Source organism: Marisediminitalea aggregata (assembly GCF_900129565.1).
In the GTDB taxonomy this organism is placed as follows: domain Bacteria; phylum Pseudomonadota; class Gammaproteobacteria; order Enterobacterales; family Alteromonadaceae; genus Alteromonas; species Alteromonas aggregata.
In genome coordinates this window covers 15583-27721 of sequence record NZ_FQWD01000004.1, presented here as the reverse complement: position 1 = coordinate 27721, position 12139 = coordinate 15583, and the positions used below count along the sequence as shown (strand labels likewise).

General features: G+C 48.3%; 13 protein-coding genes. 4 read left to right on the top strand and 9 right to left on the bottom strand.

What is annotated here, in order from left to right:
* Positions 1 to 35: 35 nt before the first annotated feature.
* Together thiL and BUB81_RS11605 are read left to right on the top strand one after the other, a co-directional pair.
* Entirely contained in the window at positions 36 to 1010 is a 975-nt protein-coding gene (gene thiL, locus BUB81_RS11610; RefSeq protein ID WP_073322916.1) for a thiamine-phosphate kinase, read from the top strand.
* The gene (locus BUB81_RS11605) at positions 1003 to 1485 is read left to right on the top strand and encodes a phosphatidylglycerophosphatase A family protein (RefSeq protein ID WP_073322914.1); all 483 of its coding nucleotides are present in this window, start codon (positions 1003 to 1005) and stop codon (positions 1483 to 1485) included. The genes thiL and BUB81_RS11605 overlap by 8 nt, the downstream gene beginning before the upstream one ends.
* 11 nt (positions 1486 to 1496) lie before the next feature.
* Here the strand turns inward: BUB81_RS11605 and BUB81_RS11600 are convergent, their stop codons facing one another.
* The 4 genes from BUB81_RS11600 to xseB form a co-directional block, all read right to left on the bottom strand.
* Entirely contained in the window at positions 1497 to 2384 is an 888-nt protein-coding gene (locus BUB81_RS11600; RefSeq protein ID WP_139241570.1) for a hypothetical protein, read from the bottom strand.
* Between the two features lie 165 nt (positions 2385 to 2549).
* Positions 2550 to 4415, bottom strand: a complete 1866-nt coding sequence (dxs, locus tag BUB81_RS11595; protein WP_073322910.1) for a 1-deoxy-D-xylulose-5-phosphate synthase — start codon at positions 4413 to 4415, stop codon at positions 2550 to 2552.
* 34 nt (positions 4416 to 4449) lie between these two features.
* Positions 4450 to 5340 carry a (2E,6E)-farnesyl diphosphate synthase gene (gene ispA, locus BUB81_RS11590; RefSeq protein WP_073322908.1) on the bottom strand — a complete coding sequence of 297 codons (891 nt, stop codon included), beginning with the start codon at positions 5338 to 5340 and terminating at the stop codon, positions 4450 to 4452.
* A gap of 1 nt (position 5341) precedes the next feature.
* Positions 5342 to 5590 carry an exodeoxyribonuclease VII small subunit gene (gene xseB, locus BUB81_RS11585; RefSeq protein WP_370165902.1) on the bottom strand — a complete coding sequence of 83 codons (249 nt, stop codon included), beginning with the start codon at positions 5588 to 5590 and terminating at the stop codon, positions 5342 to 5344.
* A gap of 330 nt (positions 5591 to 5920) precedes the next feature.
* Here xseB and pomA point away from each other — a divergent pair, with 330 nt between their 5' ends.
* On the top strand, positions 5921 to 6685 hold the full coding sequence (pomA, locus tag BUB81_RS11580) for a flagellar motor protein PomA (RefSeq protein ID WP_073322904.1): 765 nt from the start codon (positions 5921 to 5923) through the stop codon (positions 6683 to 6685).
* Positions 6686 to 6688: 3 nt separating this feature from the next.
* Positions 6689 to 7630 carry a flagellar motor protein MotB gene (locus BUB81_RS11575; protein ID WP_073322902.1) on the top strand — a complete coding sequence of 314 codons (942 nt, stop codon included), beginning with the start codon at positions 6689 to 6691 and terminating at the stop codon, positions 7628 to 7630.
* A 51-nt stretch (positions 7631 to 7681) separates the two neighbouring features.
* Here the strand turns inward: BUB81_RS11575 and BUB81_RS11570 are convergent, their stop codons facing one another.
* From BUB81_RS11570 to BUB81_RS11550, 5 genes are read right to left on the bottom strand one after another with little or no spacing between them, the layout of a single operon-like run.
* The gene (locus tag BUB81_RS11570) at positions 7682 to 8935 is read right to left on the bottom strand and encodes an SAM-dependent methyltransferase (protein WP_073322900.1); all 1254 of its coding nucleotides are present in this window, start codon (positions 8933 to 8935) and stop codon (positions 7682 to 7684) included.
* A 3-nt stretch (positions 8936 to 8938) separates the two neighbouring features.
* Positions 8939 to 9676, bottom strand: coding sequence for a DUF1365 domain-containing protein (locus BUB81_RS11565; protein WP_073322898.1), 738 nt, complete (start codon positions 9674 to 9676; stop codon positions 8939 to 8941).
* Positions 9676 to 10938 carry an NAD(P)/FAD-dependent oxidoreductase gene (locus tag BUB81_RS11560; protein ID WP_073322896.1) on the bottom strand — a complete coding sequence of 421 codons (1263 nt, stop codon included), beginning with the start codon at positions 10936 to 10938 and terminating at the stop codon, positions 9676 to 9678. Before BUB81_RS11560 ends, BUB81_RS11565 begins: the two co-directional genes overlap by 1 nt.
* Positions 10939 to 10952: 14 nt before the next feature.
* Positions 10953 to 11666, bottom strand: a complete 714-nt coding sequence (locus BUB81_RS11555) for an SDR family NAD(P)-dependent oxidoreductase (RefSeq protein WP_073322894.1) — start codon at positions 11664 to 11666, stop codon at positions 10953 to 10955.
* Entirely contained in the window at positions 11663 to 12094 is a 432-nt protein-coding gene (locus tag BUB81_RS11550) for a nuclear transport factor 2 family protein (protein ID WP_073322892.1), read from the bottom strand. The genes BUB81_RS11555 and BUB81_RS11550 overlap by 4 nt, the downstream gene beginning before the upstream one ends.
* Between the last annotated feature and the right edge of the window lie 45 nt (positions 12095 to 12139).

Here is a 12139-nt window from a genome sequence, read left to right as displayed (position 1 = left end):
CATCGTGATTCACTTAAGATGTTACGTCGACGATTGTGAAAGAATTTGATCTGATTAAACGGTACTTTGCGCAAGGTGGACACACGCGCAAAGACGTACTGGTAGGGATTGGCGACGACTGTGCCGTTGCCAAGGTACCTGAAAACCAGCATTTAGCCGTCACCACTGACACGCTGATCGCCGGCGTGCATTTTCTCCCCGACGCGCCAGCGCGATCTGTTGCTTACAAAGCTGTAGCGGTAAACCTTAGCGATCTTGCATCTATGGGGGCCGAGCCCGCGTGGATCAGCTTATCGTTGTCATTACCCCATTGCGATGAAGCCTGGATTGAAGAGTTCGCCAGCGGACTTTACGAGTTGACCGAGTATTATTCGGTGCAGTTAATTGGTGGTGATACGGTGGCTGGCCCTATGGCCATGACAATTACGGCGCAAGGCTTCATTCCACCAGACAACGAGTTGCGCCGAAGCAGGGCAAAACCAGGTGACTGGATATATGCCACTGGCTCATTGGGAGATGCCGGAGCAGGGCTAGATATCCTGCAAAATACCATTACGGTGCCGCAGCGTCATAGGGATTACCTGGTGAATCGCCATTATTACCCAACGCCTCGCGTAATGGCTGGCACTGCACTGCGCCGAACGGCAAATGCGTGTATTGATGTGTCTGACGGGTTGGTATCTGATCTTAAGCACATTCTGAACGCATCGAACTGTGGTGCGACGGTACATGTTGATCGTTTGCCTATTTCTGCACCGTTGTTTGAATCTGTTGGGGCGCAAGCGGCTTATCGCTACGCGTTAACCGCTGGCGATGATTACGAGTTGGTGTTCACGGTAAATGAAGAGCAGCGCGGCAATCTGGAGACGTCACTGTCGAATGCTAACGTGAAAGCGACCTGCATTGGCCAGATTACCGGCCACGCAGGACAATTGGATTTGCGCCTGTACGACGAGCGTTATTCTTTGCCAGAATCCAGCGGCTACGAACACCAGTTCGACCATGGATAAGCAGCTTCGACAACGTGTTTCGCTAAAAAATCCTGTCCACTTTCTGGCGTTGGGATTTGGCAGTGGCCTGATCCCATTTATGCCCGGTACCTTCGGTTCATTGGCGGCGTTACCGCTGCTAATTCCCTTCTTATACCTGCCGCCAATTACATTACTGATAGCCGCTGTTTTGGCCAGCGCAATAGGTATTTATCTGTGTGGTAAAACAGCAGATGATATGCAGGTTCACGATCACGGCTCTATTGTATGGGATGAGGTAGCTGGTATCTTACTGACATTCTTGTGGGTGCCATTGTCATTGTGGACGGTAGTAGCAGGCTTTTTGCTGTTTCGTTTCTTCGATATCGTTAAGCCCTGGCCAATTGGCCCGGTGGACAAATACGTCAGTGGTGGGCTTGGTATCATGCTCGACGATATCATTGCCGGTTTAATGGCCTGCGCGAGCCTCCACGCGATTATGTTGATGGTAGGCTAATCTCACAAGCATCATCGTTGATAGTGCTTGAAAAGCGGGCATTGTTCTAACGAAGCAGCGAAAGCCTGCGCATACAGCTGACGCAAATAGTCCTCATGCGCCTGAGTAAACTGCTTTTGTTTGGGCCCCTTCTTTTTCTTCAGATGTTTGGCGGCTTTCTCGCCAAATGCCGCAACTTCGTTGTAGTTCCAGTTAGCTGCGTGCGTAAATTCAGCAAACACGCCGTTATTTTCAATTGGTACTTCTACCTTGTACTGGCAACGACGCACGATGTCGCCGGTTTGTGTGTCGTAGGCAAGGAAAGTCCCTGCTTTGACAAGCGTACCGAAGTCAACCTTAGATACCCACCAACGCTTTTTTTGCCCTTTTTTACGCGGATCTGATGTGGCGCGAATATAGTTAACCGGGTCCGATACGCCAACGACATAAGGCTGATTGACGACAATAATATCAGCGCCTATTTCATCGTGAAACAAGGCTTTAAAACTGGCTTTGTGTGCTTCAGGTACAACATATTTAAGCGTCTCACTTTCCTTATTTGCTTTCCAATAAACCTCCTTGAAATAACTCAGAGCATGCTCGCCTACGTGCTCAATGAGCTCATCATTAGTGACTTCAATATCATCCAAAAATGAGTTCTGTATATTCACGTTAAAGGACTTGGGGCTTGTCATTTCCAGTCTCGTCCGCCAGGAGAAGTCATCTCTTACATAACGTTCAACGTTGACATAGAGTTCTGGATAAAGCTCTATGTACATAGGCGATTGGTAGTGCGTAAAATCAAGAGGGGCATCGTTGTGTTCAATATCGTAACTCATCACTTGCCACAGGTTTGGTTTCTCGGCCAAACAGGCACAGGAAACGAGCAAGAGTAACAACAAGGTGGAGATAGATTTCATTGCTAAATGACCCACATCTACTACGTAAAGTCATCAGTATAGACACAGGTCAGTGAATAAATGAAATGCTGCGATGCTTTTTGTTTTGGCACCATGTAAATGATAAGGGAAATAAAAAAGGCATGAACTGTAGCATGCCTTTATGGTTGATGGGGTGGGAGCTAATTAATGTTCAGTAAACGCCTTAACTTGCTCGACAATGCCAGTGTCATCCAATTTAAGCTCGGCATACATTTCTTCCTGTGTGCCCTGCAGGATGAAGCTGTCCGGTAAGCCAATCTGAAGTAGCTTTGTGCCGTATTGCTTTTGCATGAGATATTCAGCAACTGCGCTACCTGCGCCACCCATGATACAGCCATCTTCAACACTCACCAGCACATCATGGTCTTGCTGAAGACTATCCAGAATATCGGTGTCTAACGGCTTCACAAAGCGCATATCAACCAACGTGGCATCCAGCGTCTCAGCCGCTTTTTCTACATACGGTAACAGCGTACCGAAATTGAGTAAGGCAACGCGCTTGCCTTCTCGCAAAGTACGGCTTTTACCAATTGGCAAGGCGGTCATTTCGGTGTCTGGCGTGATGCCTTTGCCTGCGCCACGTGGGTAGCGTACAGCTGCTGGCTGGTTGGCAAGGTGTCCGGTATACAACATTTGGCGGCATTCGTTCTCGTCGCCAGGCGTCATCACAATCATGTTAGGGATACAACGCAGGAACGCGATATCAAACGCCCCCTGGTGTGTTGGGCCGTCGGCGCCGACAATACCAGCACGATCAATGGCAAACAATACCGGCAGATTTTGCAACGCCACATCGTGAATCAACTGATCGTAGGCACGCTGCAGGAAGGTAGAATAAATCGCAACAACGGCGTTCAGGCCTTCTTTAGCCATACCTGCACCCAACGTTACAGCGTGCTGCTCAGCAATCGCTACATCGAAGTACTGTTCCGGGAATTGCTGGGAGAAAGCCACCATGCCTGAGCCCTCACGCATCGCAGGCGTGATTGCCATCAGCTTGGGATCGGCTTTTGCCATATCACACAACCAGGTGCCAAAAATAGCCGAGTAGGTTGGTTTGGAGGCGGCAGATTTGGGCAGAGTTTGATCTGCCGGATTAAATTTAGGTACCGCGTGGAACTTGATCGGGTCTTTTTCGGCTTCCGGATAGCCTTTACCTTTTTTAGTCACCACGTGCAGTAATTGTGGGCCTTTGAACTTACGCATATTGCGAAGTGTGTCGACCACACCATTGATGTCATGGCCGTCGATAGGGCCAATGTAATTGAAACCCAGTTCTTCGAAAATCGTGCCCGGTACCACCATGCCTTTAATATGTTCTTCTGCCCGGCTGGCGAATTCTTTAATGGGCGGCACGTTACTCAGCAGCTTTTTGCCGCCGTCACGAATACTGTTAAACAGGTTGCCGGTTAACAGGCGGGCCAGGTGACTGTTCAATGCGCCGACATTTTCGGAAATCGACATTTCATTGTCGTTTAATACCACCACCATGTCTTTGCTGATATCGCCAGCGTGGTTCATGGCTTCGAAGGCCATGCCGGCCGTCATTGCGCCATCGCCAATGACGGCGACAACCTTACGGCCCTGTTGTTCTTTTTCAGCCGCAATGGCCATACCCAGCGCAGCGCTGATTGACGTTGAAGAGTGACCCACCGCGAAGGTGTCGAAGTCGCTTTCAGGCGGCCAGGGGAAGGGGTGTAACCCTTCTTTTTTTCGAATGGTCGACATTTGCTCTGCACGACCAGTCAGAATTTTGTGCGGGTAAGCCTGATGGCCAACATCCCAAATAAGGCGGTCAAACGGCGTGTTGTATACGTAGTGCAAGGCAACGGTTAACTCAACCGTGCCGAGGCCGGATGCAAAATGTCCGCTGGACTGACTTACACAGGTAAGTAAGTACTGACGAAGCTCATCTGAAAGGGCTCGCAGTTTGTCTTGAGGCAATTTGCGAAGCGCTTCCGGAGAGCGGGCTTGGGCCAAAGTAGGATAGTGCGCTAAATCTAAAGTCATTCTGATTATATTTGTACTGTGTCTGTCTGGCGGATTAATGGTCGCGATTAACCATTAAATCGGTAAACGCCACTAAGTAGTCCGTATTGTAGGGCAAACCGTCCAAGGCTTGAAGCGCCTGTTGATGCAATTTTGCCAATTCTTCCCGGGCGGTGTCTAAGCCGAGTAGCGATGGGAAAGTATTTTTGCCTAACGCCACATCTGAGCCGCTGGGTTTGCCCAATGTTTCAGTGCTCGCCGTCAGGTCGAGAATGTCATCCTGGACCTGAAATGCCAGGCCGATTAATTCGGCGTAGCGACACAATAAAGTGTGGCTTTCCGGCGCAATAGATTCACTGGCTCTGCATGTCATATCAACGCAAGCCGTGAGTAACGCGCCGGTCTTTAAACGGTGTAATTGCTTTAATTGATCAACGTCGATGAGATTACCCGTTGATGCCAGGTCTATGGCCTGTCCGCCACACATACCGAGATACCCGGAAGCACGAGCCAGGCTACCAATGAGTTTGGCGCGCTGCTTATCTCCAAAGGCACTTAAAGGTTGTTCTGCCAAAATGCTAAACGCGAGGGTTTGCAGAGCGTCGCCAGCTAAGATAGCGGTCGCTTCACTGAATTTAATGTGGCAGGTTGGCTGCCCGCGTCGCAGGTCATCGTCGTCCATCGCCGGCAGGTCATCATGCACTAATGAATAGGCGTGAATGCATTCAATTGCCATGCTTATGGTGAGTTGGTCTGTGCGAGGCAGATCCAGCATGTTGCCAGTCAAATGGACTAGCAGAGGCCGCATCCGCTTACCGCCTGCAGTCAATGCATAATGCATTGCGGCTTTTAACTCAGGTGCGTGATCAGGTAATGTGCTGATGACACCTGACAACGCCTCGTCAACTTGCTGACGAACCGTTTGTTGAATTGCTTTCAGGGTCATATTACAGCTCGTCGTCAGGTGTAAAATCCTGCAGCGTTGAGCTATTACCTTGCTCGGTAAGGATTTTTACCTTTTGTTCGGCATCGGTCAGTGCCTGTTGGCTAAGACGCGATAACTCTACGCCGCGTTCAAATTTCTTCAGCGCATCGTGCAGAGGCAAGTCACCACGTTCCATTTCATTGACGATTTGTTCAAGCTCAGACAGGGTTTGCTCAAATGTCGGGGACGTATCGGAGGCTTTATCGCTCACGGTTTTCTCTCTATGACCAAAATAAAAAGGGCACATTAACCGAGGGGCGCAGATGGGTCAAATAGTTTGCAGTCACGCCCGGGATATTTTCCCGTGATGCGATACAAAGCCTGTATAGGCTGAGCAGATAAACAGCGAATAAGCCAAAACAATGAATTTCCGGTGTAGAAAATTTTTTATCTGCCGATAGAATGACTGAAAACCAATCAGATAGCGTTAATGTTGGTACTTGCATAATTGTTCAATATCAACATGCTGCCGCAACAATTTGCGGCTATAGTTACTCATAACAAAACGCATCAAACACAATAAATGAATTGAGGGATACAAGTGGATTTAGCAACCTTAATCGGCATGTTAGGTGGTATTGGCTTTATTGTAATGGCCATGATCCTCGGGGGCGACCTCAGCATGTTTGTGGATGTTCCGTCAGTACTTATTGTATTTTGCGGTAGTTTATTTGTTGTTATGTCACAGTTTACGCTGGGGCAATTTTTTGGTGCGGGTAAAGTGGCCGGCAAGGCCTTTATGTTCAAAATCGACACGCCTGAAGAACTGATTGAAAAGGTGGTTGAAATGGCCGATGCGGCGCGTAAAGGTGGATTCTTGGCGCTGGAAGAAGCAGAAATAGTAAACCCTTTCATGCAAAAAGGGGTTGATATGCTGGTTGATGGCCATGATATCGACGTCGTGCGTGAAACGCTGGCTAAAGACATTTCCATGACGACCGAACGCCACGAGTTCGGTGTATCTATTTTTAAAGGTCTAGGCGATGTGGCCCCGGCGATGGGTATGATCGGTACGCTTATCGGTCTGGTTGCCATGTTGTCGAACATGGATGACCCGAAAGCCATCGGTCCTGCCATGGCGGTAGCCTTGTTGACCACATTGTACGGTGCATTCCTGGCTAACGTAATATGTTTGCCAATCGCGGCAAAGCTGTCTAACCGACTGAACGAAGAAAAGCTCAACCAGTCTTTGATCCTCGATGGGATTGTGGGTATTGCGGATGGGCAGAACCCCCGTGTTATTGAAGGTATTCTGAAAAACTATCTGGCGGCCAGTAAGCGTGGTGCCGGGGCAGAGGAAGAGTAACCGATGGCACAGGAAGAAGAATGCCCTAAATGCCCCCCCGAAGGTCTCCCCGCATGGATGGGGACCTTTGCGGACCTCATGTCACTACTGATGTGCTTCTTTGTACTCTTGTTGGCATTCTCGGAAATGGACGTGCTTAAATTTAAGCAAATAGCCGGTTCGATGAAATTTGCCTTTGGTGTACAAAACAAAATCGAAGTGAAGGACATTCCTAAAGGCACCAGCGTGATTGCCATGGAATTCCGACCTGGCCGCCCGGACCCCACGCCCATTGACACCATTCAACAGCAAACCATCGACATGACCCAACAAATGCTGGAGTTTCAGGCCGGAGATGAAGACTCGGCTGGCGGACGTCAAAAACAACGTGGCACCCAGCGTGGTGGTCAATCGCAGCAAACGTCAACTGATCAGTCTGCGTCAACACAGCAAGCGGCAAACCAGGAGCAGGTTGCCGAGATGATGAAAAAAGTAGCGCAGCAGCTGCAGAAGCAGATTTTAGATGGTTCCATTGAAATGGAATCCCTCGGACAGCAAATTACTATTCGCATTCGTGAGAACGGATCGTTCTCGGCAGGCTCTGCGTTCCTGCAGCCTCAATTTAAGCCAATCATTCGCCAGATTGGCGAAATTCTGGCAGATATGCCGGGCCAGATTGAAGTCTCCGGACACAGTGACAGTCAGCAGATCTCTAATGAACTGTATCGCTCAAATTGGGACTTGTCTGCTCAACGCGCTGTTGCGGTAGCGGAGGAAATGCGTCTGGCGGCAGGGTTTGATGAATCGCGTATGTCAGTTGTGGGTAAGGCTTCAACGTTACCGCTGGTCGAGCAGCCGACTACGGCAGAAGAGCGTGCTCGTAATCGGCGTGTTGAAATTAATATTAACCAGGGTGAGCCCATTCGCTCTAAACCGATTTCCGTGTTGGACCAGCCTGCAGGTTAAACATTATAGATTTTGCGGCTATATGCCGGTTAGCAATAGAAAAATGGCCCGTTATCGGGCCATTTTTGCTTCACTTCGAGGTTTACTTAGTACCAGTTGCACCGTACTAATGGTGCGCTCCAGGAAGCCTCCCTCGCAATACTTCAGGTAGTACTCCCACATACGTGCAAACCGGTCGTCATAGCCGTGTTTCGCCAGAGCCGGGCGAGCAACATTAAATGCCTCAAACCAATCGCGGAGCGTGGTGGCGTAGTCCAGGCCTATATCGTGTAGATCCCGTATAGACAAATCGCTGGCACGCTTGATGTGATCGTTGAGGGTGAGTTGCGACGGCAAAAAACCACCTGGGAAGATGTGTTTCTGAATAAAATCCACGCCTTTCTGGTAGGTGTCATAGCGGCGATCGTCAATAATAATAGACTGCAGCAACATCAGACCGTCTGGTTTGAGTAAACTGGCACATTTGGTGAAAAACTGGTTGAGGTAGGGTTTACCAACGGCTTCAATCATTTCAATAGACACCAGTTTTGAGAATTTGCCTTCAAGTAACCGGTAGTCTTTTTTGAGTAGTGTAACCTGGTTTTCTAATCCTTCTTTCTTCACCCACTCAGAAGCATAGGCAAATTGCTCTTCTGAAATAGTGGTTGTGGTCACTTTACATCCGTAGTGTTTTGCAGCGAATACGGCCAGGCCACCCCAGCCTGTACCTATTTCCACCAAATGGTCTGATTCGTTCAGCTGCAGTTTGTCGCAAATGGTTTTTAGCTTGTATTGCTGCGCTTCGGCCAGTGATGCGTTTGCATCCGGGTAGATAGCCGAGGAGTACATCATACTTTTATCTAAAAAGTGCGTGTAAAGGGTATTCCCTAAGTCATAGTGGGCCGCAATGTTCTTTTTGGCCTGGTCGCGGGTGTTGCGGCGCTTGAGGTGCATAATTTTATCGAAAGGGAACGTGAGCCAGCTAAAACGTGACTCCCAACGGTCAAGCGTTGGCAAATTGCGCGCAAACAAACGAATAACATGCGTTAATTCAGGACTGCTCCACATACCATCTGTGTAGGTTTCACCTGATGCCACACTGCCACCAAACAACAGCTTTCGATAAGTTTTCGGTGAGTGAATATTTACCTCGGCATGTAAGTCGCTGCTGCTGTTGCCGCATTGTGCAACTACCGCGTCATTTTCTTTAATGACAAGATACCCCTCGGGCAATGTTTGCATTAATGAAATAAAAATTTGGCGACAAATCTTGTCGATAGAGGTAAAAGTGAGTGTTGGGTAAATTGCTGATTCACTGTTGGCCATGGTTCATTCCTGACTATTTATCGGATGTGAATATACGGGCGTGCGCTTTATCCATAACTTTGCGGCTTGCCAGTAGATTCCGACGACAGTTCTAAGTGTCATATTAGGTATAGCTTTGATTACGTTGATAATCGACTTTGAGTTCAATGGTTGCTGTGCTAAATGCATCATTGCGGTGAAATGCTTGTTGCCTTTATAGCAACTTAATCCCACCGAAAAGGTGTCGGCTGGCTGTTGTACATGCCAGCGGTAAATCATGTCGATGGGATTAAACGGAGAGACATGGAACGCTTTTTCTGTATCTGCCTGCACTGCCAGATCGACAAGGTAATGATGACGTTCATTCCAGGGCGTATTGCTGACTTCAGCCAGTAAGTGTGTGAACATCCCGGAACGCTTATCGCGTAGAAAGTAAAAGTTAACCGGACTGAAGTACAATCCAAAGTGCCGCGCCTGTCCTAATAAAAAGATGTCTCCCGCGAGATGCTCACCTTCGGTATGCAGTGCGTTCATTCGCTCGAGTACGGCCTGCTTTAACGGTACGGTAGGATCGCCGAGATAATCACTGCGGCGAAACTCAAACGCTGCGCGACGGCAATTCGAGAACCCTTTTACGGTGTGAGCAAGTTGATTAACCTCATCCAAATGCAGCCACATCATTGCAATGCCGTAGGAAAAGGCATGCTGGGTAGGCCTGAAGCGTTGGTGTAATACCTTCCCGGTATACAGAGCGCTTTCCATTACAATTCCTCACCAAACCGTTTACAGACGTCTAATGCGGAACGCACGCCGTCTTCGTGAAATCCGTTGTACCAGTATGCCCCGCAGAAATGCATATGATCAACGCCGCAAATGACATTGCGTTTGTTTTGTGCAGCGACCATGTTTTCACTGAATTGGGGGTGTGCATAACGGTATTCACCCAGTACGTCGTTATGATTAATTGAGGGTGAATTCAAACTAACACAAAACGTAGTGGGCGTTACCAAGCGCTGCAGGATGTTCATGTTGTACGTTACTGCTGCCGGGCGAGCTTGTTCTTCTGCAGAACCGGTTAACCGGTAATTCCAGCTAGCCCATGCAAGTTTACGTTGAGGCAGTTGAGCAGTGTCTGTGTGCAGCACAACGTCGTTTTCTGTGTAGGGTATAGCCCCGAGTACCGCTTTGTGGTCGGCGGAAGGTTCAGCCATCATTTGCAAGGCCTGGTCGCTGTGGCAGGCAAAGATAATCTCATCGAATAAATGGCTGTCGCCGTGGGCTGTAATGACTTCAATGCCTTGCTCGACAGTGCGGACGGATTTTACCGGCGTATTGAGTTTAATGTGGTCTGCAAAAGCGGCAGTCAGGGGCTTAATGTATTCTCTGGAGCCGCCCATAATGGTGTACCACTGTGGACGGTCAGTAATATTCAGTAAGCCATGGTTATTAAAGAACTTCAGGAAAAAAGCCAACGGAAAAGCCTTGGTTTGCTCAAGGCTGGCTGACCAGATTGCTGCGCACATGGGATAAATGTAGTGCTCACTAAAACTGTCGCTAAAGCCGTGTCGGGCAATGAAGTCTGCTAGCGTTATCCCTTCTACGGGCTCGTTGTTTTCAAGTACCGCCTTGCAGGTTTTGTTAAATTTAACGATATCATTAACGATTCGCCAAAATCGGGGGCGAAGCAGGTTGCGTCGTTGTGCAAACAGGGTATTAAGGTCGTGCCCGTTGTATTCGATATTGGTTTTTTCATGGTGTACCGAAAAACTCATTTCGGTTTCCTGGTAGGCAACCCCGAGTTGCGTCAGTAACTTAATGAAATTCGGGTATGTCCAGTCATTGAATACAATAAAGCCAGTGTCAATGGCGAATTGCTCACCGTTAACGGATACATCCTTGGTTGCCGTGTGACCGCCAATGTAATCGTTTGCTTCAAATACAGTGATATCGTGCTGACGATTGAGTAAGTAGGCGCTGGTCAGGCCGGATATGCCTGTGCCAACAATTGCTATGCGTTTTGCCATAATAATGCTTGCCGTTATTGTTGTAATTTGGATGACAGCCAGCGTTTGATGCGCTGGGGGAGATGGTTAAGGATGCGTAATATCCAGCCAAATACGTTGGGAAAATAGATTGCCATTTGTTTTGCTTCTATGCGTTTCAGCAGCGTTTCAGCTGCCTCTTCGGCGGTGATTTTCATTGGCATTTCGAAATCGTTTTTATCAGTTAACGGGGTTTCCACGAACCCCGGTGAAACGCTCTGAACAATGACGCCTTTTGCCCGTAAATCCACACTCAGGCTCTGGGTTAAATAATGTACTGCCGCTTTGCTGGCGCCATAGGCTTCGCTGCGCGTGAAGGGCAGTAATCTGGCCATTGAATCAATAATAACTAGCTGTGTGTTTTTTTCGCATTTGGGCAAAAGTGCATGAATGCAGTTAACAATGCCGAAAAAATTGACCTCAAATACGCGTTTGAACAGTGCAGGGTCGAATTCGGGTAAATCAACGTATTCGCAAGTGCCTGCATTTAATACCGCGATGTCGAATGTTGTGTCACCGAGCGCTTTATTGGTTTGTTCGAGATCCGTAACGTCAAATTGTAATGTATCGATATTACTGTTTTTACTTAGTTCGGCCAGTGCCTGCATGTTTCTGCCACATGCGATAACGCGGTAACCTGCGTTGGCAGCGTGAAGTGCAAATGCTTTGCCGATGCCGGAAGTGGCACCGGTTACCAGAATCGATTTCATTGTGTCAGTCGCTTCTTAATATAGTGAATAACGCGCTTTAGCACGGGGACATGCTCATAAACCATTTCGCCCATATCGTAATAGTCACGGTGGTAGATAACGCGGTCGTCTTTTAACGTAAGCAGTGATACCCCATTGACAGAGATGGGGCGGGACTGATTATTCAGCGTCAGGTGCATGGTCCATTCGACAGTAAAGTCGTAGGGCGAATTAGTTGATGAACTCTCAATAAAATGATGGATATCAAATTTACAAGAGGACGTACTGTCAAGAAGATGAGCGAAATAGGCTTTTACGCTCTCAATACCAGAATGGCTGGCGATAGGGTCCTTAAACAGAATCTGCTCGTGGTACACATTATCCAGATCGTCTATATCGACGTTAGCGAGATCGGCGTAAAACTGAGTGAAGCGTGTTTTGAATGACATGACTTAATCACTTGAATTGTTTGCCATAAGTACAGAATATATACA

Excerpts from the sequence above, each read along its gene's own strand:
- BUB81_RS11605 (WP_073322914.1), top strand. The coding sequence starts at position 1,003 with ATGGATAAGCAGCTTCGACAACGTGTTTCGCTAAAAAATCCTGTCCAC.
- BUB81_RS11600 (WP_139241570.1), bottom strand. The coding sequence starts at position 2,384 with ATGAAATCTATCTCCACCTTGTTGTTACTCTTGCTCGTTTCCTGTGCC.
- dxs (WP_073322910.1), bottom strand. The coding sequence starts at position 4,415 with ATGACTTTAGATTTAGCGCACTATCCTACTTTGGCCCAAGCCCGCTCT.
- ispA (WP_073322908.1), bottom strand. The coding sequence starts at position 5,340 with ATGACCCTGAAAGCAATTCAACAAACGGTTCGTCAGCAAGTTGACGAG.
- BUB81_RS11575 (WP_073322902.1), top strand. The coding sequence starts at position 6,689 with ATGGCACAGGAAGAAGAATGCCCTAAATGCCCCCCCGAAGGTCTCCCC.
- BUB81_RS11570 (WP_073322900.1), bottom strand. The coding sequence starts at position 8,935 with ATGGCCAACAGTGAATCAGCAATTTACCCAACACTCACTTTTACCTCT.
- BUB81_RS11565 (WP_073322898.1), bottom strand. The coding sequence starts at position 9,676 with ATGGAAAGCGCTCTGTATACCGGGAAGGTATTACACCAACGCTTCAGG.
- BUB81_RS11560 (WP_073322896.1), bottom strand. The coding sequence starts at position 10,938 with ATGGCAAAACGCATAGCAATTGTTGGCACAGGCATATCCGGCCTGACC.
- BUB81_RS11555 (WP_073322894.1), bottom strand. The coding sequence starts at position 11,666 with ATGAAATCGATTCTGGTAACCGGTGCCACTTCCGGCATCGGCAAAGCA.
- BUB81_RS11550 (WP_073322892.1), bottom strand. The coding sequence starts at position 12,094 with ATGTCATTCAAAACACGCTTCACTCAGTTTTACGCCGATCTCGCTAAC.